Origin of the sequence: Halobacillus rhizosphaerae (assembly GCF_046719735.1) — a bacterium.
GTDB classification, from domain to species: domain Bacteria; phylum Bacillota; class Bacilli; order Bacillales; family Halobacillaceae; genus Halobacillus_B; species Halobacillus_B rhizosphaerae.
Map to the genome: position 1 here is coordinate 289045 of NZ_JAUTWQ010000001.1, position 22733 is coordinate 311777.

General features: G+C 40.8%; 24 protein-coding genes. All 24 read left to right on the forward strand.

Annotated features, from left to right (window positions below):
- Nucleotides 1-1344, forward strand: a complete 1344-nt coding sequence (mtaB, locus tag Q7A53_RS01440) for a tRNA (N(6)-L-threonylcarbamoyladenosine(37)-C(2))-methylthiotransferase MtaB (RefSeq protein WP_411787329.1) — start codon at nt 1-3, stop codon at nt 1342-1344.
- A gap of 148 nt (nt 1345-1492) precedes the next feature.
- Nucleotides 1493-2164: a deoxyribose-phosphate aldolase gene (gene deoC / locus Q7A53_RS01445; protein WP_411787330.1), complete on the forward strand. Its 672-nt coding sequence runs from the start codon at nt 1493-1495 to the stop codon at nt 2162-2164.
- Nucleotides 2165-2385: 221 nt separating this feature from the next.
- Entirely contained in the window at nt 2386-2559 is a 174-nt protein-coding gene (gene rpsU / locus Q7A53_RS01450) for a 30S ribosomal protein S21 (RefSeq protein WP_411787331.1), read from the forward strand.
- 22 nt (nt 2560-2581) lie between these two features.
- Nucleotides 2582-3028, forward strand: a complete 447-nt coding sequence (locus Q7A53_RS01455) for a GatB/YqeY domain-containing protein (protein ID WP_411787332.1) — start codon at nt 2582-2584, stop codon at nt 3026-3028.
- A 124-nt stretch (nt 3029-3152) separates the two neighbouring features.
- Nucleotides 3153-4508, forward strand: a complete 1356-nt coding sequence (locus tag Q7A53_RS01460; RefSeq protein WP_411787333.1) for an NfeD family protein — start codon at nt 3153-3155, stop codon at nt 4506-4508.
- 3 nt (nt 4509-4511) lie between these two features.
- Nucleotides 4512-5504, forward strand: a complete 993-nt coding sequence (gene floA, locus Q7A53_RS01465; RefSeq protein WP_411787334.1) for a flotillin-like protein FloA — start codon at nt 4512-4514, stop codon at nt 5502-5504.
- Nucleotides 5505-5532: 28 nt separating this feature from the next.
- Nucleotides 5533-6030, forward strand: coding sequence for a hypothetical protein (locus tag Q7A53_RS01470; RefSeq protein WP_411787335.1), 498 nt, complete (start codon nt 5533-5535; stop codon nt 6028-6030).
- Nucleotides 6031-6101: 71 nt separating this feature from the next.
- A complete protein-coding gene (gene yqfC, locus Q7A53_RS01475) occupies nt 6102-6389 on the forward strand; it encodes a sporulation protein YqfC (protein ID WP_411787336.1) in 288 nt (95 codons plus the stop codon).
- A gap of 11 nt (nt 6390-6400) precedes the next feature.
- Nucleotides 6401-7573, forward strand: coding sequence for a sporulation protein YqfD (gene yqfD / locus Q7A53_RS01480; protein ID WP_411787337.1), 1173 nt, complete (start codon nt 6401-6403; stop codon nt 7571-7573).
- 24 nt (nt 7574-7597) lie between these two features.
- Entirely contained in the window at nt 7598-8560 is a 963-nt protein-coding gene (locus Q7A53_RS01485; protein WP_411787338.1) for a PhoH family protein, read from the forward strand.
- A gap of 61 nt (nt 8561-8621) precedes the next feature.
- Complete coding sequence (locus Q7A53_RS01490) at nt 8622-10748, forward strand: HD family phosphohydrolase (protein ID WP_411787339.1); 2127 nt, start codon at nt 8622-8624, stop codon at nt 10746-10748.
- Nucleotides 10749-10751: 3 nt separating this feature from the next.
- Nucleotides 10752-11219 carry an rRNA maturation RNase YbeY gene (ybeY, locus tag Q7A53_RS01495; protein WP_411787845.1) on the forward strand — a complete coding sequence of 156 codons (468 nt, stop codon included), beginning with the start codon at nt 10752-10754 and terminating at the stop codon, nt 11217-11219.
- Entirely contained in the window at nt 11194-11571 is a 378-nt protein-coding gene (locus tag Q7A53_RS01500; protein WP_411787340.1) for a diacylglycerol kinase family protein, read from the forward strand. The genes ybeY and Q7A53_RS01500 overlap by 26 nt, the downstream gene beginning before the upstream one ends.
- 77 nt (nt 11572-11648) lie before the next feature.
- Entirely contained in the window at nt 11649-12554 is a 906-nt protein-coding gene (gene era, locus Q7A53_RS01505; RefSeq protein WP_411787341.1) for a GTPase Era, read from the forward strand.
- A gap of 99 nt (nt 12555-12653) precedes the next feature.
- The gene (locus tag Q7A53_RS01510; protein ID WP_411787342.1) at nt 12654-12803 is read left to right on the forward strand and encodes a YqzL family protein; all 150 of its coding nucleotides are present in this window, start codon (nt 12654-12656) and stop codon (nt 12801-12803) included.
- 17 nt (nt 12804-12820) lie between these two features.
- Nucleotides 12821-13564, forward strand: coding sequence for a DNA repair protein RecO (recO, locus tag Q7A53_RS01515; protein ID WP_411787343.1), 744 nt, complete (start codon nt 12821-12823; stop codon nt 13562-13564).
- 270 nt (nt 13565-13834) lie between these two features.
- Nucleotides 13835-14722, forward strand: a complete 888-nt coding sequence (gene glyQ, locus Q7A53_RS01520) for a glycine--tRNA ligase subunit alpha (RefSeq protein ID WP_411787344.1) — start codon at nt 13835-13837, stop codon at nt 14720-14722.
- Nucleotides 14715-16799 carry a glycine--tRNA ligase subunit beta gene (glyS, locus tag Q7A53_RS01525; RefSeq protein WP_411787345.1) on the forward strand — a complete coding sequence of 695 codons (2085 nt, stop codon included), beginning with the start codon at nt 14715-14717 and terminating at the stop codon, nt 16797-16799. Before glyQ ends, glyS begins: the two co-directional genes overlap by 8 nt.
- A gap of 81 nt (nt 16800-16880) precedes the next feature.
- Nucleotides 16881-17510, forward strand: coding sequence for a helix-turn-helix transcriptional regulator (locus Q7A53_RS01530; RefSeq protein WP_411787346.1), 630 nt, complete (start codon nt 16881-16883; stop codon nt 17508-17510).
- Between the two features lie 25 nt (nt 17511-17535).
- Nucleotides 17536-18348, forward strand: a complete 813-nt coding sequence (locus Q7A53_RS01535; protein WP_411787347.1) for a pyruvate, water dikinase regulatory protein — start codon at nt 17536-17538, stop codon at nt 18346-18348.
- A 214-nt stretch (nt 18349-18562) separates the two neighbouring features.
- Nucleotides 18563-19024, forward strand: coding sequence for a DUF188 domain-containing protein (locus Q7A53_RS01540; RefSeq protein ID WP_411787348.1), 462 nt, complete (start codon nt 18563-18565; stop codon nt 19022-19024).
- A 35-nt stretch (nt 19025-19059) separates the two neighbouring features.
- Nucleotides 19060-20877 carry a DNA primase gene (gene dnaG / locus Q7A53_RS01545; protein ID WP_411787349.1) on the forward strand — a complete coding sequence of 606 codons (1818 nt, stop codon included), beginning with the start codon at nt 19060-19062 and terminating at the stop codon, nt 20875-20877.
- Nucleotides 20878-20913: 36 nt separating this feature from the next.
- Nucleotides 20914-22041: an RNA polymerase sigma factor RpoD gene (gene rpoD, locus Q7A53_RS01550; protein ID WP_411787350.1), complete on the forward strand. Its 1128-nt coding sequence runs from the start codon at nt 20914-20916 to the stop codon at nt 22039-22041.
- 77 nt (nt 22042-22118) lie between these two features.
- Nucleotides 22119-22670, forward strand: coding sequence for a hypothetical protein (locus tag Q7A53_RS01555; RefSeq protein ID WP_411787351.1), 552 nt, complete (start codon nt 22119-22121; stop codon nt 22668-22670).
- Nucleotides 22671-22733 lie beyond the last annotated feature (63 nt).

The window sequence follows — 22733 nt, forward strand, 5'->3', positions numbered from 1 at the left end:
ATGCCAAATGTAGCATTTCATACGCTGGGTTGTAAGGTTAATCATTATGAAACAGAAGCAATCTGGCAGCTATTTAGTGACCGAGGGTACGAGCGGGTGGACTTTGAACGTCCTTCCGATGTTTATGTAATTAATACGTGTACGGTTACAAACACAGGGGATAAAAAAAGCCGTCAAGTTATCCGCAGGGCGATCCGTAAGAATCCGGATGCGGTTATTTGTGTAACAGGCTGTTATGCCCAGACTTCTCCTGGAGAAATTATGGATATACCTGGAGTGGATATTGTAGTAGGAACGCAGGACCGAATTAAAATGCTTGAGTATATTGAACAATTCAAGAACGAAAGACAGCCAATTAACGGAGTCACGAACATTATGAAAAACCGTGTATTTGAAGAATTGGATGTCCCTTCATTTACTGACCGTACGCGTGCTTCTCTGAAAATTCAAGAAGGCTGTAATAACTTTTGTACCTTCTGTATTATTCCGTGGGCACGTGGCCTTATGAGATCTCGGGATCCAGAGGAAGTTGTTAAACAAGCGCAGCAGCTAGTTGATGCCGGTTATAAAGAGATTGTGCTAACTGGAATCCATACAGGCGGTTACGGCGAAGATCTGAAAGATTATAACCTTGCCATGCTGCTTCGTGAATTGGACAGTCGAGTGAAAGATCTTAAACGGATTCGTATTTCCTCCATCGAAGCGAGTCAAATTACAGATGATGTGATTAAAGTTCTTAATGATTCCGACAAGATTGTGCGTCATCTTCACATTCCTTTGCAATCTGGATCGAATACTGTTTTGAAAAGAATGAGAAGAAAATACACGATGGAGTTTTATAAAGAAAGAATTGATCGTATTAAAGAAGCACTGCCTGGATTAGCGATTACATCAGACGTGATTGTTGGTTTTCCTGGGGAAACCGAGGAAGAATTCATGGAAACGTATCGATTCATTAAAGAAGTCGGATATTCTGAGCTGCACGTTTTCCCATTCTCTAAACGGACAGGCACCCCTGCCGCAAGGATGAAAGACCAAGTAGAAGATGAAATTAAGCACGATCGTGTGCGACGTCTCATTGAGCTTTCCAATCAGCAAGCAAAAGAGTATGCTTCTACCTTTGAAGGAGAAGTTTTAGAAATGATACCGGAGGAGCATTCCAGAGATGAGGATGGTCTATTGGTCGGATACACAGATAATTATCTAAAAGTGAAGATTTCCGGAAGCGACAAGCTGATAGGGGAAATTGTAAGGGTTAAAATTACCAAGGCCGGCTATCCTTATAATAAAGCGGAATTTGTTCGTGTGATGGACAGTCCTTCCAGTGTGTCTTTAAGTTCTTAGGGAACTTGAAAAAATCAACTGGAATGACATTCCACTCTAACTGTTCACCTTTACTGCTGAAATCCTAATGCATTTTTGTGATAGTCATGCTATGATACAATAGATGTACGAACAACTCATTTTAGAAGAAGAAAGGGACGTTTATGTTATGGACCAAAATCTTGCAAAAATGATCGACCATACACAGCTGAAACCAGATACACCGAAGGAGAAAATCACACAAATTTGTGAAGAAGCACGAGACAATCATTTTGCCTCCGTTTGTGTTAATCCTTATTGGGTAGAATACTGCTATAGTCTTCTCGAAAATTCCGATGTAAAAGTATGTACGGTGATTGGTTTCCCTCTAGGGGCGACCACTACAGAGACCAAAGCTTTTGAGACGCGGCAGGCGATCGAAAAGGGTGCGACAGAAGTGGACATGGTCATCAACGTGGGTGAATTGAAATCAGGAAATACAGAGAATGTTCAAAAAGATATAGAAGCAGTAGTACGTGAAGCAGCAGGAAAAGCATTAGTTAAAGTCATTATCGAAACTTCTCTACTATCTGAAAATGAAAAAGAAGTGGCTTCGGCATTAGCAAAAGCAGCAGGAGCTGATTTTGTAAAAACGTCTACTGGTTTTTCCGGAGGAGGAGCTACTGTTGAAGATATTAGCTTAATGCGGAAGACAGTGGGTCCTGACATGGGCGTGAAAGCTTCTGGAGGGGTTCGCGACTATACTGGTGCCAAGGCGATGATTGATGCGGGAGCTACAAGAATCGGTGCCAGCGCAGGGATTTCTATTGTGAACGGTGAACAGGGAACATCAGATTATTAATAATCGCTAATATGGTATTTAATGGTATGTTTTAGGGACATTGTGCCATGGTTTTTCCGATTAAATTGGTTGAATTTTTGTTTGATAAGTCATAATAAATGGCTATTATTTAATAAAATAAGTTGACCATACGTGTCCCTTATAATATAATTGTCAAAGGTATGGGAGACTTCCCATATAAAGAAGAAACAGTCTTTTTGCTTCGGAGGGAGGGAAATAGCATGTCAAAAACAACTCGCGTTCGTAAAAACGAGTCTCTTGAAGATGCTCTTCGTCGCTTCAAGCGTGATGTATCTAAAAGTGGTACACTATCTGAATATCGTAAGCGTGAATATTACGATAAACCTAGCGTACGCCGCAAGAAAAAATCTGAGGCCGCTAGAAAGCGCAAGTAGTGATTAAAGAGGGTGTTAGCAGATGACAATCACGGAACGTCTTAACCAGGATATGAAAACTGCGATGAAGGCGAGAGATAAGAAAACTCTGTCCACAATTCGTATGGTCAAGGCTTCTATGCAGAACGAAGCTATCAAACTTGGAAAAGACACATTATCTGAAGAAGAAGAATTAACTGTTTTATCTCGAGAGGTAAAACAGCGAAAAGATTCCCTCCATGAATTTCAAGAAGCTGGACGCGATGATCTTGTAGAAGGACTTAATAATGAACTTGAAATTTTACAAGTATATATGCCGAAACAGCTTTCTGAAGAAGAACTTGGACAAATCGTTCAAGAAACGATTCAAGAGGTAGGAGCTTCCGATAAGAGTGACATGGGAAAAGTCATGAGTGCCATTATGCCGAAAGTAAAAGGTAAGGCTGATGGATCCCAAGTTAACAAGCTCGTACTAAAGCATTTATCCTAAAGAATAAAGACCTCTCTTTTAACTTTTAAAAGAGAGGTCTTTTTACATATTTTTTGAAACCAATTCTCCTTTTGAATCGTATAACAAGTATTCACCGGGGAAGCTAAAGAGGAGGTGATCGAGCATGACTAAATTATTTTTTCGGATCATAATTTTCAGCTTCTTGCTTGTTACAGGGGCTTTCTCTCTCCTGCAGGTAGTTTCCTTACCTGCTTACGCACAAGGTGAAGGAAAGCTTGTGTATATCATCCCTATAGAGGATACAGTTGAGCGGGGAATGGCGGCATTCCTTCAGCGGACCACTAATGAAGCATTGGAACAGGGTGCGGATCATGTGATATTTGAATTAGACACCCCTGGCGGCCGGGTAGATGCAGCTGGTGAAATTGGAGAAATTATACAGGATTTAAAAATTCCGAACACTGCCTTTGTCACCAGCCGGGCGTATTCAGCGGGCTCTTACATAGCTCTGAATACAGACAATATTTACATGAAACCTCAAGCCACTATGGGAGCATCAGGAGTGATTAAATCTGATGGGACAGCTGCAGATAAAAAAGCTCAGTCAGCATGGATATCTTCGATGGTTACGGCAGCTAAGGCACATGGCCGGGACCCGCTTTATGCGAGAGCAATGGCTGATCCAAAGGTGGATTTACCTGAATACGGAGCGGCCAAGGGGGAATATTTAACGTTAGGTCCTTCGGAAGCCAAGGAAACCGGTTACGCGGAAGGAATTGTGGATGATCGCACAGAATTACTTAATGAGCTGGGTTTATCCGATGCCAAAGTAGTAGAAGAATCTCCTACTCTTGCTGAAAACCTTGCTAGGTTCCTGACAAATCCCGTAGTCATTCCGATCCTGCTATCCGTCGCAAGCTTAGGGCTGGTAGTGGAACTTTACTCTCCAGGGTTTGGCATTCCTGGTATTATGGGGATTCTTGCTCTAGTGCTCTTTTTCTATGGGCATATTGTGGCAGGTCTTGCAGGATACGAGGCAGTTATTTTGCTGATTCTGGGTGTGGTGCTCATTATAGCTGAATTATTTTTGCCGGGAGGGATCGCAGGTATTGCTGGCCTGATAGCGATTGTAGCTTCTCTTATGCTTTCCTCAGCAGATATGGGCTATATGGCCATGAGTATTGGAATCGCTCTACTTGTTACGATTGCAGTATCTCTCGTTTTATTTAAAATCGTTGGCATGGAGCGAGGCTTTTTCCGGCATATTATTCTTAATGAATCAGCTTCTGCCGAGAAAGGATTTTTATCTTCAGTAACCAGACTGGAGCTGATAGGGCTGGAAGGTGAAGCGATTACTCCGTTACGGCCGGCGGGGACAGCTATACTGGAAGGTGAACGCTTAGACGTGGTCAGTGAAGGCGGTTTCATCCAGGCTAAACAGCGAGTTAAAGTTGTCAAAACAGAAGGATCACGAATTGTGGTCCGTCCGATCAATTCTCTACGAAAACAGGAGGAATAAAAAATGACATTAAACGAACTCATGCCCATTATCATTGTAGGTATCATCATTATCGTGGTCGCAGTTTTATTTACATTTATACCTATTATGCTCTGGATCAGTGCTCTTGCTGCTGGAGTCAGAATCAGTATATTTACACTAGTAGGTATGAGACTGAGAAGAGTTATCCCTTCTAGGGTGATCAATCCATTAATTAAAGCGCACAAAGCAGGAGTAAATGTAGATACTAACCAATTGGAAAGTCATTATTTAGCGGGTGGGAATGTAGACAGGGTAGTTAATGCTCTGATAGCCGCACAGCGGGCAAATATCGAATTAAGCTTCGAGCGTGCAGCGGCTATTGATCTTGCCGGCCGTGATGTTTTAGAAGCCGTTCAAATGAGTGTAAATCCTAAAGTGATTGAAACTCCGTTTATAGCTGGTGTGGCAATGGACGGGATTGAAGTAAAAGCTAAGGCAAGAATTACAGTAAGGGCAAATATAGACCGCCTCGTCGGGGGTGCAGGGGAAGATACGGTTATTGCCCGAGTTGGCGAAGGAATCGTATCGACCATTGGTTCTAGTAAGAATCATAATAAAGTGCTTGAGAATCCAGATCTCATTTCCCAAAATGTATTAGGTAAAGGGCTCGATGCAGGGACAGCTTTCGAAATTTTATCCATTGATATTGCGGATATCGATATTGGTAAGAATATCGGAGCTATCCTGCAAACTGACCAGGCAGAAGCTGACAAAAACATTGCCCAGGCTAAGGCTGAAGAGCGCAGGGCAATGGCCATTGCAGAAGAGCAGGAAATGCGTGCCAGAGTACAGGAAATGCAAGCTAAAGTGGTGGAAGCAGAAGCAGAGGTACCTCAAGCTCTAGCTGAAGCCCTCCGATCTGGGAAGATGGGAGTCATGGATTATATGAATTATCAAAATATTAATGCTGATACTGATATGCGTGGAACGTTAGGGAAAATGTCTGATAATAAAGCAGAAGATGACGAAAAATAAGCAATTTTTTAGGAAAGGGCGCATTTAAATGCAAAACCTTTTTGATATGATCTTTAGTAATGTATTTGTATTGCTCGCTATAATTGCAGGGGTATTCAGCTGGTTTAAGAGAATGAGGTCAAAGGAAGATAAACCTATCCCATCTGGCCCTGCAGTTCCTAAACAGGATAAAGATCCGGAGAGGGAGTTAGAGCCTCACACTGTGTTTTCTGAGCAAAGCAGGGATCGCGTAGGCGAGTATTATGATAAGAAGAAAAAGCAGCTGCAGGATGCTGATCAAAAAGAGAATGGCAAGCAGTCAACAATATTTACGTATGAAACACCTAACAAGGACCTTCACCGGCAGGAGGTAAAGGGCAGGGAACTTGAAGTTTATGTGGCAGGGAATGACCATAGTTCAACTTCACCAATCAAAGTAAATAAAAAGTGGAACAAAAACCGTATTGCAGAGGGAATTATCATGGCAGAAATTTTAGGACCGCCGCGTGCTTATAAGCCTCACCGGTCTCAAATAAGAAAAAGATAGGGAAACGCACGAATTGTAGTGATACAATTCGTGCGTTTTTCGTATAAATAAAAGAGAAGGGAGGAAGTCGGATGTCAAAATGGCAGCAGCAGATACGCACATGGCTAGGACGCTACTTCGATTTACCTTCCGATGTAATGCTCGATCTTCCTCGAGTAACTACAATAGGTTCAATACATGTTTACATAGAGAACCATACGGGGCTCTTACATTTTTCTGATCAGGAAGTACGCCTTCAGTATAAACAGGGGCAAATCAGGATTTCTGGGCAAAATTTAGGAGTGAAAATGATGCTGAAAGAGGAAATTCTTCTGGAAGGAACACTAAAGTCCGTTGAATTTTTACCTGCGCACGAATAAGGGGGGATGGTATGTCCAGCAGCCAGCAAGACTATTTCTTCGGAATTGTGACAATAAGTGTGAAAGGTAAATTAATTGAGCCATTTTTACAAGCTTGTGTAAGGAATGGATGTCAAATCTCAAATGTTACTCGAGTAAGTACAGATGAAGTCCAAATGTCGATCCGCTTAAAGGACAGGGCGATTTACCGACGTCTTAGAAAATCCTATCGCTGCAAAATCCATGTAGTTGACCGTAAAGGAATTCCATTTCTATTTCAAAAAATGCTAAAGCGTACATCTCTTGTTCTCGCATTTCTTATAGCGGTAATCTTAGTTTTTTTACTGGCCAACACACTTTGGTCGATAAAAGTCGATGGATTAACGCCCGAACTGGAAGCAAGCGTAGAAAAGCAATTAAAGAGCTATGGAGTCTCTCCAGGAAAACTTACCATAGGGATGAAGGATCCTATCGAAATCCAGAGTAAACTTCTGGAGGACGTTCCTGATTTGCTGTGGATTGGTGTGAAAAAACAAGGGACAAGCTATCATCTTTATGGAGTAGAAAAAACAAGACAGGATATTAATAACAATAACCATCCGGCAGACCTGGTCGCCTCAAAAAAAGGAATGGTTATTAAAACATTTATTAAGAAAGGCAAGCCACTGGTTGCCGTTAACGAAATCGTTAAAAAAGGACAAAAGCTTGCGGCAGGGGAATTGGCAGAGGATAGTGATACATTCGTCAGGGCTGAAGGGGAAGTGGTTGCTGAAACATGGTATAAAGCCAGCCTGACTGTTCCCATGAAGCAATCATTGATGTTAACCAATGGGGATACTAGAAAAGCATTTAATCTTAAATTCGGCCGAGTGGAGGTCCCTATGTGGGGATGGTGGCATAAAAAAGGTCAGGATGAGCGTGAGGAACATTTCGTTTCAGATTGGAAATTATTTAAATGGGATGTTCCCGTGAATTTAGCAACCACATATTATATTCATAACGAATCACAATCCGCTGACTTCTCTAAAGAAGAAGCAATAAAGAGAGGAATGAACACCGCGAAGCAAACGCTTTATCAGCAACTTTCCAAGGACGCTGAAGTGAAAGAAGAAAATGTTTTGCACGAGCGTAAGGAGAATGGTAAAGTAAAATTAATCCTGTTATTTAAAGTATATGAGAACATTGCAGTCACAAGAAATCATTAAGAAAGTAACTCAAGGAGATGGAGTATGCAAGAAGACCTTAAAACAATCGATATACAATTGGATAATACTACCGAAGCTTTATCGCTGTTCGGTACAGAAGATAGAAATCTAAAACAAATTGAAGGACAATTAAACGTTTCGATAATTTCCAGAGGCGAGCGAGTAAGTGTTTCCGGACAGGTCGAACATGTGAAATTAGTAGAAGATATTCTTTTATCTATTTTAGCTCTTATTCGAAAAGGGCTTACCGTTACGGAACGGGATGTAGTTTACGCAGTTGAGCTCGCTAAAAATGGGAAAATCAATCAATTTGAGGCGCTTTTCGAAGATGAGATAACCAGGAATGCAAAAGGAAAATCTATTCGGGTGAAAACACTCGGCCAGAGAAATTATGTGAATGCTATTAAGAGAAATGATTTAGTGTTCGGTATTGGGCCGGCAGGAACCGGTAAGACATATTTAGCCGTTATTATGGCGGTAAATGCTTTAAAGAAAGGCGAAGTGAAAAGGATCATTTTAACTCGTCCTGCAGTAGAAGCTGGTGAGAGCCTCGGCTTTCTTCCAGGCGATCTTAAGGAAAAGGTTGATCCTTACTTGCGGCCGCTGTACGACTCTCTACATGATGTTTTCGGAGCGGAGCACACGGCGCGCTTGATTGATCGGGGAACGATTGAAATTGCCCCGCTGGCTTATATGAGAGGCCGTACATTAGATGATGCTTTTGCAATTTTAGATGAAGCTCAAAATACAACTCCTGAACAAATGAAAATGTTTTTAACCCGCTTAGGTTTTGGTTCAAAGATGATTATTACAGGAGATATTACTCAAGTGGATTTACCTAAAGGAGTAACTTCCGGTTTGCGAGTTGCAGAAGAAAGGCTGAGCCATGTGAAAGGGTCTGCTTTTATTCATTTGGATCAAACTGATGTGGTAAGACACCCTCTCGTCCAGCGTATTATTAACGCATATGAAAGCGACCAGTCATAAGGCCCAGAATTGGGCCTTATTTCTTATACTATATTGGAATAATTTGTAATGGGAGGTTATCATGGATAATCATACAGGCGGAGGTTTGCTGCTATACATAAAGCGCTACAGCTTCTGGTTAAAAGCCGGCCTTCCCTCCTTGTTGTTCGCTTTTTTCTTTTTTGTATTATCGATTTCTAACGTATACACAGAAACCTATCACTTAGAAAAATTCAGTACGGCAAATGAAACGATTAGATCTCCTATTACAATTGAAAATGAAAGGAAAACACAGCAGAAAATCAGAGAAGCTACCCAATCCGTTGATGAGAGATATACGGTTTCCAGTGCTATTACGGAGGAAAGAGTAGGTAAAGTAACTGAAATATTCGACGCTGTGAATAAAACCAGAGATTTAAATGTGAATGCTGAATCTTCTTCATATGATAAGGCTGCCCAGCTCAAAACTTTATTGTCGGATGACATTTCTGAAGCACTTCCTTCAGCGCTCTTTCGGCCATTGGTAGATGCCGGTAAGTCTGACCTTGATGAAGCCCATTCTCTGCTTGAATCTTCCTTAATGGCTGCTTTTAAAGACGGGATTCGCGCTGCTGATCTCTCAGACGCTGAAGATAATCTCAAATTAAAAATTAAATATTCCAGTCTACCCGAGGATATGAAGTCTGCCATCTCTGACATTGGCGTATTTGCACTAAAGGAAAATGCTTTATTTGATCCTCAAAAAACGGATCAAGCTCGAAAAGAAGCCGCTTCCCAAATTGAGCCCGTGATGATCAGGGCAGGGGAAGTGCTGGTGACTAAAGGGTCTACCATTACGAGTGAAATTTATGAGGAACTACAGATTGCTGGACTTCTGGATACACAGAGAAATGGTCTCCCCATTATAGGACTTGCCTTGTTTTCTTTATTACTGGGTGGAATTATGTTTTATGAAAGCGTACGAGGGCTGAGAAGCAATAAACTGACGATTCGCCATATTGCAGTCATTTTATTAGTTTCTTTTTTTATGGTGACTATGATGAAAATTATGAGCCTATATGCGACGACAAGTCAGCCTGTTTATTATGCTCTTCCAGCAGCTACCGGGGCAATGCTTATCAAGCTGTTATGCAATGAAAGACTGGCGATCATCATGTCATTAGTCTATGCCGTAATGGCCTGTGTGCTATTTAATGGGGAAATTGCTGGGGTGTTGAATGCTCAGGCAGGTATATACATGGCTTTGTCTCAATTAGCAGGGGCCTACTTTCTCGTAAATACTAAAGACAAGCTTGCCATTGTGAAATCAAGTACGGGTGTTGCCGGGGTAAATATTTTAGCGTTACTATTCTTTTTATTCATTTCATTTGAAAAATATTCATGGTTTGAATTGTTTCTATATTGCGGTTATGGTGTAATGGCAGCTTTTTTGGCAGCTGTTTTAACCATTGGATTACTGCCGTTTATTGAAACGGGATTTGGACTTTTGTCTGATAATAAATTGTTAATGCTTGCCAATCCCAATCACCCGCTCCTGAGAAAAATTTTGACGGAGGCACCGGGAACCTATCATCATAGTGTAATGGTGGCTAACTTAAGCGAATCGGCTTGTGAATCTGTGGGAGCCAACGGTTTATTGGCAAGGGTTGCTGCTTATTACCATGACTTAGGGAAGACCGTCCGTCCTCATTACTTTATTGAAAACCAAATGGGAATGAGAAATCCTCACGATTTTCTCGATCCCGAGCAGAGTGCTGAAATCATTATTAACCATCCTTATGACGGAGCAGAATTATTGAAGAAAGAGAAGCTGCCAGAAGAGATTATCGATATTGCCAAACAGCATCATGGAACAACATTACTGAAGTATTTTTACTATAAAGCGAAAGAAAATGATACAGTGGTAAGGGAAGAGAGTTATCGATATCCAGGACCGAAACCCCAGTCGAGAGAAGCTGCCATCGTTGCGATATGTGATTCTGTCGAAGCTGCTGTAAGATCGCTTAACCAGCCTACAGAAGAAGAAATTCAGGAAATTGTGCATGGAATTATTGAAAACCGCTTGTTGGATGGACAATTTGATGACTGTAATTTAACTTTTAAAGAATTGAATAAGGTAGAAAGATCTATCTGGGAAACACTACACGGAATTTATCATTCCCGGATTCAGTACCCGAATCCAGGAAAATTAGAAAGGGCGGCCAAATAAATGATTCAAATTGATTTTCATGATGAAACATCCTCAGTCGATGATGCTTTTTATGATTTAATCGAAAGGATTCTGCAATTCAGCAGTAAACAAGAAGGGGTTCCCGCTGAATCAGAAGTATCCATCAGCTTTGTGGATAATGACAGAATACAAGAATTAAATAAACAATATCGGGATAAAGATCGTCCTACTGATGTAATTTCGTTTGCTATGCAGGAACAGGGTGAGGGTGAAATGGATATTAAAGGAGAAGGGATTCCTTTAATGTTAGGCGACATCATAATATCCGTGGATAAAGCAAAAGAGCAAGCAGAAGATTATGACCATTCCTATGAAAGAGAGCTTGGTTTTCTGGCTCTTCATGGCTTCCTTCATTTATTGGGATATGATCACATGAATGAAGAGGAAGAACTGAAGATGTTTGGACGTCAAGAGGAAATTCTTCATGAATTCGGACTCCAGAGACCCTAAAAAGAAGAGCATAGGTTTTCGGTTTGCTTGGAATGGAATTATGGAAGTCGCTCGTACAGAAAGAAATTTTCGTATTCATTTGTTGGCGGCAGGGCTCGTGGTAGCTGCCGGTCTGGTTCTGTCCATTAGTCTGGTGGAGTGGGCCGTGCTCTTTACCATTATCCCCTTGGTCTTAGCTTTGGAGATGGTTAATTCTAGTATTGAGCGGGTTCTCAACTATTTAGCTCCTGAAATCCACCCTTTAGTGGGAATCATGAAAGATATTTCGGCAGGCGCTGTGCTCATTGCCTCCCTAAGCTCCGTGATCATCGCCTTGTTAATCTTTCTGCCTAAGTTTCTTAATCTTTTTTAGAGAAGAGTGAAATAAGGGGCAGGATGTAGTAAAATAAAACAAAGAATTGAAGAAATGTGAATGATGGAGGAAGTATAATGCCTGAACCTTTTAAATCGGGATTTGTTACAATCGTAGGTCGCCCAAATGTAGGGAAATCAACGTTTATGAATCGCGTGATTGGCGAAAAAATTGCCATTATGAGTGACAAACCACAAACAACTAGAAATAAAATCCAGGGGGTTATGACGGATAAAGAGTCGCAAATCATTTTTATTGATACCCCAGGAATCCATAAGCCTAAGCATAAATTAGGTGATTATATGGTCAATGTAGCAGAAAATACCCTGAATGAAGTAGATGTCATTATGTTTATGATCAATGCTGAAGAGGGATATGGACGTGGCGACCAGTTTATCCTGGATCGCTTACAAAGAGTTGATCAACCGGTTTTTCTAGTGATCAATAAAATTGATCGTGTTCATCCAGATCAATTACTTCCTTTGATTGATCAATACCGGGAAAAATTGAATTTTGAAGAAATCATTCCAATTTCAGCATTAGAAGGCAATAATGTGAATGAACTTATCACAAGCCTCAAAAACCTTCTGCCGGAAGGACCGCAATTTTATCCAGAGGATCAAATTACGGACCATCCTGAACGATTTGTTATTAGCGAGTTCATAAGAGAAAAAGTATTGCACTTAACTCATGAAGAGATCCCTCATTCCATTGCTGTGGTTATTGAAAATATTAAGCCCCGTAAGAATTCCAATGCTGTTTTTATTCAAGCAGCCATTATTGTAGAGCGTAAATCACAAAAAGGAATTATTATTGGGAAACAAGGCAGTATGTTAAAAGAAGTTGGAAAAAGAGCAAGACAAGACATTGAATCTTTGCTTGGCAGCAAGGTCTATTTGGAGCTATGGGTGAAAGTCCAGAAAGACTGGAGAAATAAACAGATGCAACTGAGTGACTTTGGCTATCGTGCAGATGAATATTAGAGATTGGTAAAATTTAAGCCTTATGATTTTAGATAGTTGCAGCATTCTAAGAAGGTAACGAATTGTTCTAAGACTGACATACGAAAGGCGGTGTTTCTTGTGCTCGAATTCTCATGGAATGTATTTCGGCAGACAGGAAACATAGAAACCTATTTGTTAATCAAGGAAATGCAAGCCTCTGATAGCCAACTGATCGATCAGCAAGAGAACTCATCTGAACAGGAATCTTCTGAAGAACAGAACTTGTAAATGAGCAGGTGAGCGAATTGTTAGAAAAAGTAGAAGGCATTGTCATCCGGACTAGGGATTATGGAGAAACCCATAAAATTGTTACAATGATGACGAGAGAAAAAGGAAAAATTGGAGTAATGGCACGAGGTGCTAAGAAACCTAAGAGCAGAACTTCTTCTGTTACTCAGCCTTTTATACATGGAATGTATCTGCTTCAAATAGGATCCGGTTTAGGGTCGATGAGTCAAGGAGAAATGATGACATCACTACGGTCAGTCAGGGAAGATATTGTCAAAACAGCCTATGCTTCTTACTTGGCAGAATTGACTGACAGACACATCGAGGAAAAACAGCCGGATCCGTTTCTTTTTGAGCAGCTCCTTCAATCTTATATTTGGATTGCTGAAGGAAAAGATCCTGAAATTATCAGTTATATTTATGAATTGAAAATGTTTAAAAAAGCAGGATTTGCTCCTCAGTTAGATCAATGTGTGAACTGTGGAAATCCAGAAGGACCGTTTTCATTCTCCATTAGAGAAGGAGGATTTCTATGTGTGCGATGTAAGCATCTTGATCCTGATTCTCGTGGCTTAACAGAGCCGTTATCTAAGCTGCTGCGTCTGTTTTTACATATGGATATTAAACGTCTTGGTCAAGTTTCTATGAAGGAAGAAAATAAGAAATTCTTGCGCCAATTGATGGATGAGTACTATGATCAATATGGTGGGTATTTTCTTAAAACCAAAAAGTTTCTCAAACAGCTTGATTTGTTTTCATAACCATGATTGACAAATTCTTATGTTTTGAGTATGCTTCATATACCAATTATACCGTTGCGAGGAAAGAAAGTAGTAGCTGACAACCTTTTCAATAGCGAGCCTGTGATAGTGAGAGTCAGGTGAGAACGGACCAGTGAAGGCATTCTGGAGCAAACGATTGAAAGTGGCTTTCTGTACGAAAGAAAGCAAGTAGGGTGGAACCGCGGAAATCCCGTCCCTATGTCAAATGACATAGGGACGGGATTTTTTTATTCGATGGGAGGAAGAAACATGAACATCCAAAATATGATTTTAACGCTGCAAAACCATTGGTCTGAGCAGGGATGCTTATTAATGCAGGCGTATGATGTAGAAAAAGGGGCAGGCACAATGTCTCCTATGACTTTGCTTCGCAGTTTGGGACCTGAGCCGTGGAATGTGGCTTACGTTGAACCTTCAAGAAGACCAGCCGATGGGCGTTATGGTCAGAATCCAAACCGTTTGTATCAGCACCATCAATTCCAGGTCATTATGAAACCTTCCCCTGATCATATTCAGGAATTATACTTAGAATCGCTTAAAGCACTTGGCATTGATCCAGCCAAACATGATATTCGCTTTGTTGAAGACAATTGGGAGAATCCAACTCTCGGAGCGGCCGGACTCGGATGGGAAGTTTGGCTTGATGGAATGGAGATTACTCAATTTACTTATTTTCAGCAAATAGGTGGTTTAGAAGCCCGTCCTGTATCTGCGGAAATCACTTATGGACTAGAGCGCCTTGCATCTTATATTCAAGATAAAGAAAACGTCTTTGAATTAGAGTGGACCGATGGGGTAACCGTAGGAGATATTTTTATGCAGCCTGAGGTTGAACATTCGGTTTATACTTTTGAAGAATCTGATGAGGAAATGCTTTTTCAGTTATTCAATACGTACGAAAAAGAAGCAGCCAGGATTATGGAAAAAGGATTAGTGTTTCCTGCCTATGATTATGTTCTGAAATGTTCACACACCTTTAATCTGCTAGATGCCAAAGGAGTTATTTCCGTAACTGAGAGGACTGGCTATATTGGCCGAGTTAGAAATCTTGCCCGTAAAATTGCTAAAACCTACGTGGAGGAACGTGAACGTTTAGGGTTCCCTATGCTAAAAGAGGAGGGTGGCAGCCATGACTAAAACAGTATTGTTTGAGCTCGGTTTAGAAGAAATGCCCGCAAGGTTTATGGAAGACGCAGTCGATCAGCTGCAAATGAAAACAGAAGCTTGGCTGAAGGAACAGAGAATTCCTTATGGTTCTGTCAAGATCTTCTCAACTCCTAGAAGATTAGCGGTGCAAATTTCAGAGACAGCTGACAAACAGCCGGATGTAGAAGAAGAGGCCAAAGGTCCTGCTAAGAAAATAGCGTTAAACGAAGAAGGAGAATGGTCAAAGGCCGCAATCGGTTTTTCTAAAGGTCAAGGTAAGAGTGTAGAGGATATTTACTTTAAAGAGATTAATGGTACCGAATACGTGCACATTAATAAATTTATAGCAGGGAAGAACACCATCCAACTATTAAAAGAATTCAAAGACGTATTTCTAAACATAACCTTTCCTAAGAATATGCGCTGGGGTAATTTAGATCTAAGATATGCCCGCCCCATACGTTGGATTGCTGCGCTTTACGGAGATGAAGTCATCCCGTTAGAAATTGCCAATGTACCTGCGGATCGTTTTACATTCGGCCACCGCTTCCTTGGGAATAAAACGGTATTACCATCCGCTGAAACTTATGAAGATGTTCTGAGAGAAGAATATGTAATTGCTGATGCTAATGCCAGAAAAGAAACCATTTTAGCTCAGCTTAAAGAACTAGAGCGGAGGAAAGATTGGAAACTTATATTAGATGAAGATTTACTTACCGAGGTTACCCATTTAGTAGAGTATCCTACCGTGTTCAGTGGATCCTTCCAGGAGGATTTTTTACAAGTTCCTGAAGAGGCGTTAATTACTTCCATGAAAGAACATCAGCGATATTTCCCTGTAAGAAATCAAACGGGAGAGTTACTTCCTTACTTTGCAGGGGTACGCAATGGAGATGAAAATTATATTGAAAATGTATCTAAAGGGAATGAAAAAGTTTTAAGAGCCCGTCTTGCTGATGCTCAATTCTTCTTTGAAGAAGATCAAAAAGGGACTCTGGAAGAAAAAACAGCCAAGCTCACCCGTATGGTCTTCCAGGAAGAACTAGGTACGCTACATGATAAGGCAGTGCGAGTAAATCAAATTGCCGAAAAAATAAGCCAGCTCCTCAATCTTGAAGATCGAGAAATTAAGCAAGCCAAAAGAGCTGCGCAGATTTGTAAATTTGATTTAGTTACACATATGGTAGATGAATTTACAGAATTACAAGGTATTATGGGAGAAAAGTATGCGCGGATCTTTGGAGAAGATGAAGCGGTGGCACGGGCCATTAATGAACACTACATGCCGAGACAGGCAAATGGTGAGCTTCCTGATACTCTAGTGGGGTCAATCGTCAGTATTGCAGATAAATTAGATACGATCGTTGGTTCAATAGCTATTGGAATTATTCCCACTGGTTCTCAAGATCCTTATGGACTGAGAAGGCAAGCACTAGGTGTCCTTCAGACGCTGCAAAAACAAGGATGGTCTATCAGAGTCGAGACTCTTCTGGATCTTGTACTTTCAATGTACCAGGAATTAGGGCTGCCAACTCGTCCCCAAGAGGAAATTGTTGAGGATCTTGAGGAGTTCTTCAAGGTGCGTGCTGCATATTTACTTCGTGAAGAGAAAATGGATCCAGATATCGTAGACGCCGTACTGGCCAAAGGAATACAAATCTATCCTGTGACTCTTGAAAAGGCGGTAATCCTAGGCGGAAAACGTCAGGATGAGGCTTTCAAACCGGTTCACGAAGCATTAGGAAGGGTCCTTAATATTGCGAAAAAAGCAGATAGCAATCAGGTGAATCCGTCGCTGTTTGCCAATGAATCAGAAACCAATTTATATGCTGCTTTTCAGTCTGTTCACAGCAGCTATCAACAAGCTATGACAGAAGAAAGACCAGAAGATGCGCTCGATGAACTTTCAAAGTTAACTGAGCCGATTCACGCATTTTTTGATCATACGATGGTAATGGATGAGAATGATCAAATAAGAAAAAATCGCTTAGCATTGTTAAAACAGATTGCTGAAGATATTACCTTGTTTGCAGATCTTAATGAAATCCAATGGAAGCAGCAGTATTAAACTCCCGTCTTTTACCCTGTTTAAAAATGATATATAATAATTAAATAGTATGACACAGTCAGTGATCAGGGTGGTGAAAGAATGGAACTTTCCGACCGTCAAGAACAGATTATACAAATTGTAAAAGATAATGGTCCGATTACCGGTGAACATATCGCTGATCGCTTAAACCTGACCCGGGCAACTTTAAGACCTGATTTAGCCATACTTACTATGGCAGGTTTCTTGGATGCCCGTCCAAGGGTCGGCTACTTTTTCACGGGGAAAACCGGTACAGAGCTGCTCACAGAGAAATTGAAGAAATTTAAAGTTGAGGAGTATCAGTCCGTTCCTATCGTTGTAGAAGATAATGTATCCGTTTATGATGCTATTTGTACAATGTTCTTAGAAGATGTTGGGACTTTATTTGTTACAGATGATCAGTCCCATTTAACTGGAGTCCTCTCAAGAAAAGATTTGTTGAGAGCGAGCATGGGAAATCAGGATATCAATTCAATTCCTGTTCATATTATTATGACAAGAATGCCGAATATAACGGTTTGTAAGCAAGAAGATTTACTCGTTGATGCTGCACAGCAATTGATTGAAAAGCAAATTGATGGGCTCCCGGTTATTGTCCCTCGTGAAAAGGGGTTAGAAGTGATAGGCAGAATAACTAAAACAAATATTACGAAAGCTTTAGTAGAACTAGCTAGGGACGAACACTTATAACGAGTCCTTTCAAGGGGGGATAGGTATGAAAAAACCTTTAATCTATGTTATCTCTGATTCAGTTGGAGAGACAGCTGAATTAGTGGTTAAGGCAGCGCTCAGCCAATTTGATGATGGTCCATTTGATTTACAACGGGTCCCGTATGTAGAAGATAAGGGGACGATAAATGAAACCATTCTCCAGGCAAAAGAACATGAAGCTATGATTGGGTTTACCTTAGTCATTCCAGAATTCAGAAGCCATTTATTAGCAGAAGCAAAAAAACACAACATAGAATGCATTGATATCATGGGTCCGATGATGGATGCTATGGAGCGGTATTTTAAAACAGAACCCCGCTTAGAACCTGGGCTCGTCCATAAACTTGATGAAGATTATTTTAAACGAGTAGAAGCTATCGAGTTTGCAGTTCGTTATGATGATGGACGTGATCCAAGAGGGATTAGTCGAGCAGATATAGTTCTCATTGGAGTTTCTCGAACATCGAAAACTCCCTTGTCTCAGTATTTAGCGCACAAGAGACTAAAGGTTGCCAATGTGCCAATAGTTCCTGAGGTAGAGCCGCCTATGGAGCTGTACAGAGTAGACCCTGCCAAATGTATTGGGTTGAAAATCAGCGCCGAAAAACTAAATGATATCCGCAAAGAACGATTAAAGTCCCTTGGGCTGGGATCTCAAGCAAGCTATGCAAATATGGAAAGAATTCAGCAGGAAATTAATCACTTTAATCGCGTAGTAGATCGGATTGGCTGCCATGTAATAGACGTATCCAATAAAGCGGTAGAAGAAACTGCAAACGTCATAATGAATAAATTACGCGAGGATGCCCAACAATAGTACAAATTAAGTAGAAGTCGCGCATAAACAGCGCGACTTTTCTTGGGGAGTTTATTAAAAAGGTAAAATTCGTCATGGCTTTACGGTTCATAATGTATTATAATATGAATTTGTGAAAAAACAGGAAGGCTGAATTCATGATAAACACTTGTCAGAAAAATAAAACATTCGTAATACGGCAGGATTCTTCAAATGCATGTAGAACTATTCAATTATGCTGAATCAAATAACAAACATATGGGTAGATGCGGATAGTTGTCCTGTTAAAGAAGAAATTACTGAGATAAGTAAGCTTTATTCGGCCGTGCCGAAATTTATTACAACGATCAATCATTTCAGCCTCAATTTGGAAGGTGCGTGGAAATTCCTCGATGATGGTTCTCAATCCGTGGACATTTATATTATGAATCACGCTAAACCAGGGGATATTGTTATTAGTCAAGATTTGTCTCTAGCCGTACTGTTAACTGGAAGAGGGGTTTACGTCATTACTCCAAGAGGTAAACTGATTAGTGAGGAAGATGCTGAAGAAATTATGTTTAATAAGCATCTGAGGCAAAAAACGTTAAAAAAGAAGGGGAAGTGGAAGGGTCCTTCTTCTTTTACAAATAAAGATCGAGAAGCTTTTCGTTATGTTTTTAAAAAAACATTGGCAAATAATGAAGGGATTCAGTAGTTCTTCTCGAATAAAATTCTAGTATGGTGATGAGAATGGCTGGACATATTCCAGAGGAAATGGTAGATGAAATTAGAAAATCGATAGACATTGCTGATGTCGTAGGAGAGTACGTGCAGCTAAAAAAGCAGGGTCGGAATTACTTCGGTCTTTGTCCCTTTCATGGAGAAAACACTCCTTCTTTTTCCGTGTCTAGTGATAAGCAGATCTTTCATTGCTTTGGATGCGGAAAGGGAGGGAACGTGTATACCTTCCTGATGGAAATGGAAGGTTACAGTTTTATTCAGGCAGTTACACAGGTAGCTGAAAAGACTGGCACCCAGCTTCCAGAGCAATATAATGAGGACAGTCCGACAGAACGAAATCCTGAATCGCAAAATATTCTCGATGCCCATCAATGGCTGGTAAAGCTTTATCACCATTTACTCCGTAATTCAAAAGATGGAAAACAGGCTTATGAATATTTAGCGGATCGGGGTTTTACGGACGAAATCATCGAGAAATACCAATTAGGTTATTCTCCAAATTCCAAGGATTTTGTAGCCACTTTTTTAGAGAAAAAAGGTTTTCATCCTCAAACGATGGTGAAAGCAGGACTTTTAAGTGTTAACAGCGAAGGTGAGTACTCGGACCGTTTCAGAGGCAGGATTATTTTTCCTCTGCGTAATCACCTTGGGAAGACGGTGGCATTTGCCGGCCGTGCTCTAGGAGATCAGCAGCCCAAATATTTGAACAGCCCTGAAACAGATCTGTTTCATAAAGGGCAGCTGCTTTACAATTTTGATCTTGCCAGATCATCCATTCGAAAACAGAACTCGGTAGTATTATTTGAGGGATATGCGGATGTTATCTCCTCTTTTCAAGCTGGAGTGACGAATGCAGTAGGTACAATGGGAACCTCCATTTCCACCAATCAAGCGAAGCTTCTCAAGCGTTATGCAGATAAAGTTATTATTTGTTATGACGGAGATCAGGCAGGGATTGATGCTGCCGTTAAAGCGGCAAAGCTGGTGAAAAATGTCGGCTGTCAATCCAATGTTGCCCGGCTTCCTGAAGGACAAGATCCGGATGACTTTATCCGGAAAAATGGTGGAGAGAGATTTAAAAGAGAAATCCTTGATACGAGTGATACGTATGTAACCTTTATAATGAGTTACTTAAAGCGTAATTACAATCTTCAATTAGAAGGAGATCGTATCTCTTATATCGAAGAGGTATTAAAGGAGGTCGCTCAGCTTGACCGGGCAGTGGAAAGAGAACACTACCTCCATGAGATATCTCAGGAATTTCAAATGTCGATGGACACTCTCAAAGAAGAGGTCCAGCAAATTAGAAGCCATCTCGGAGCGGAAAAGGATAGGGTTCGAGAGAGGCGGCATACTAATCGCAGCAGCGATTATTCGTTACAGCATAAACTTCTCCCGGCATTTCATAATGCCGAACGGAAGCTGATTGCATATATGTTGAAAGACCCTATTATTGCTGATAAAGTTCAGGAGGAATTAGGAGGCGCATTTAATATTTCTGACCATCAGGTTATTGTGACCCATCTTTATGCATATTATGAAGACGGCAACGAATCAGATATTAGTCAGTTTGTAGAGCGTCTGGATGATCAATCCCTAAAGAACCTGGTCATACAGCTGGCCATGGCGCCAGGAAATGATGAAATCTCAGATCAGGAACTGCAGGATTATATTCATCAAATTAATTTAGAGTATAAGGACCGGAAGGATATTAAACTTTTGAGGGCAGACTTGAAAGCAGCAGAGCAGCAAAAAGATCCAATTAAAGCCGCTCAAATTGCGATGGAGATCCTGCAAAGGAAGAAGGAAACGAAGAATATCCATTGATGGTTTCGTATAGATACGTTGGAAGGAGGGGGACTTATGGCAGATAAGCAGAAACAGCCATTACGTTCTAAAGAAGAAGAAAATGAATTAACCCTTGAGCAGGCCAAAGCTCAAGTCTTGGAAATAGGGAAGAAGCGGGGAGTTCTTGCTTACGAAGAAGTAGCAGACAAACTCTCAAGCTTTGAATTAGATTCTGACCAAATGGATGAATTTTACGAACACCTTACTGAACAAGGTGTGGAGGTAATTGGTGATTCCGACCAGGATCCAAGCATGCAGCAGATCAATAAGGAAGAAGAATTTGATCTTAACGATCTTAGTGTTCCGCCTGGAGTGAAGATTAATGATCCTGTCCGTATGTATTTAAAAGAAATTGGACGAGTAAACCTTCTCGCAGCAAAAGATGAAATTAGTCTGGCTCAGCGTATTGAAAATGGCGATGAAGAAGCTAAACGGGATCTGGCGGAAGCCAATCTGCGGCTAGTGGTAAGTATTGCAAAAAGATACGTAGGACGCGGAATGCTCTTCCTTGATTTAATTCAAGAAGGAAATATGGGCTTAATTAAAGCTGTAGAAAAGTTTGATTACCGTAAAGGATATAAATTTAGTACGTATGCTACTTGGTGGATCAGACAGGCCATAACCCGTGCGATTGCCGATCAGGCGCGTACCATTCGTATCCCTGTTCACATGGTAGAAACGATCAATAAGCTAATTCGTGTACAGCGTCAATTGCTGCAGGATTTAGGACGCGAACCTACACCGGAAGAAATTGCTCAGGATATGGAGCTGACTCCGGATAAAGTCCGCGAAATATTAAAGATTGCGCAAGAACCTGTTTCCTTAGAGACACCTATTGGTGAAGAAGACGACTCTCACCTTGGGGATTTCATTGAAGATCAGGAAGCAACCTCTCCTTCAGATCACGCTGCTTATGAATTGTTGAAAGAGCAGCTGGAAGATGTGCTGGACACACTTACAGACCGTGAAGAAAACGTACTAAGACTTCGTTTTGGACTGGATGACGGCCGTACCCGCACCCTGGAAGAAGTCGGTAAAGTATTTGGTGTAACAAGGGAAAGAATTCGTCAGATTGAAGCTAAAGCCCTTCGTAAACTGAGACACCCTAGCCGAAGCAAGCGTCTAAAAGATTTCATGGAATAGGACACTTAAAGCTCAGGGCCGTTCCCTCATTTTCAGGGTGGTCCTGAGTTTTTATTATCTTTTTTCGAGGTGATGTTTTGGCAGAAGAGCGCATTGAAACTATTATTAAAGAAATCCAATATTGGAAAAAAAGCCATTTATTACCCAAAGAATATTGTGATTTTCTCCTAGCTCTTTATACGCAAGGGGATGAAGATCCAGACAGTCTGGAAATGGAACCTGGAATAGCTGGAAAGCGGTCAGCAGCGGTCCTGACGGGCAGCACCCTTTTTTTGTTACCCCTTTCATTTCTTGTCATTTATTTTACTGAAATAGACCCGCTTTTGCAAACAGGTCTTTTGTCGACATTTGCGATCTTTACTTTTTTTTACGGAAGATTTTTAAAAAAACGCAATAATTTTCAGTTTCATATTCCTGTGATTGTTGGTTTTTTAATTTTGCTTCTCCTGTCAGTAAGTATGTTTCATACGTTCTATACGAATAATAAAATCATCTATTTACTTTTACTCGCCAACAGTCTGTTATGGGTGGGGGCAGGCATTCGTTTAAAGCTTTATTATTTAATTGCTGCTGGAGCAATTGGTTTGATTTTGACTATCATATTAACTGTTCTAGAAGTTTTCACATGATAGCCCTTTCCTAAGTAAAGGTTTTCAAGTAAAATGAATGTAGTCTATCTCACTTTTAGTGAA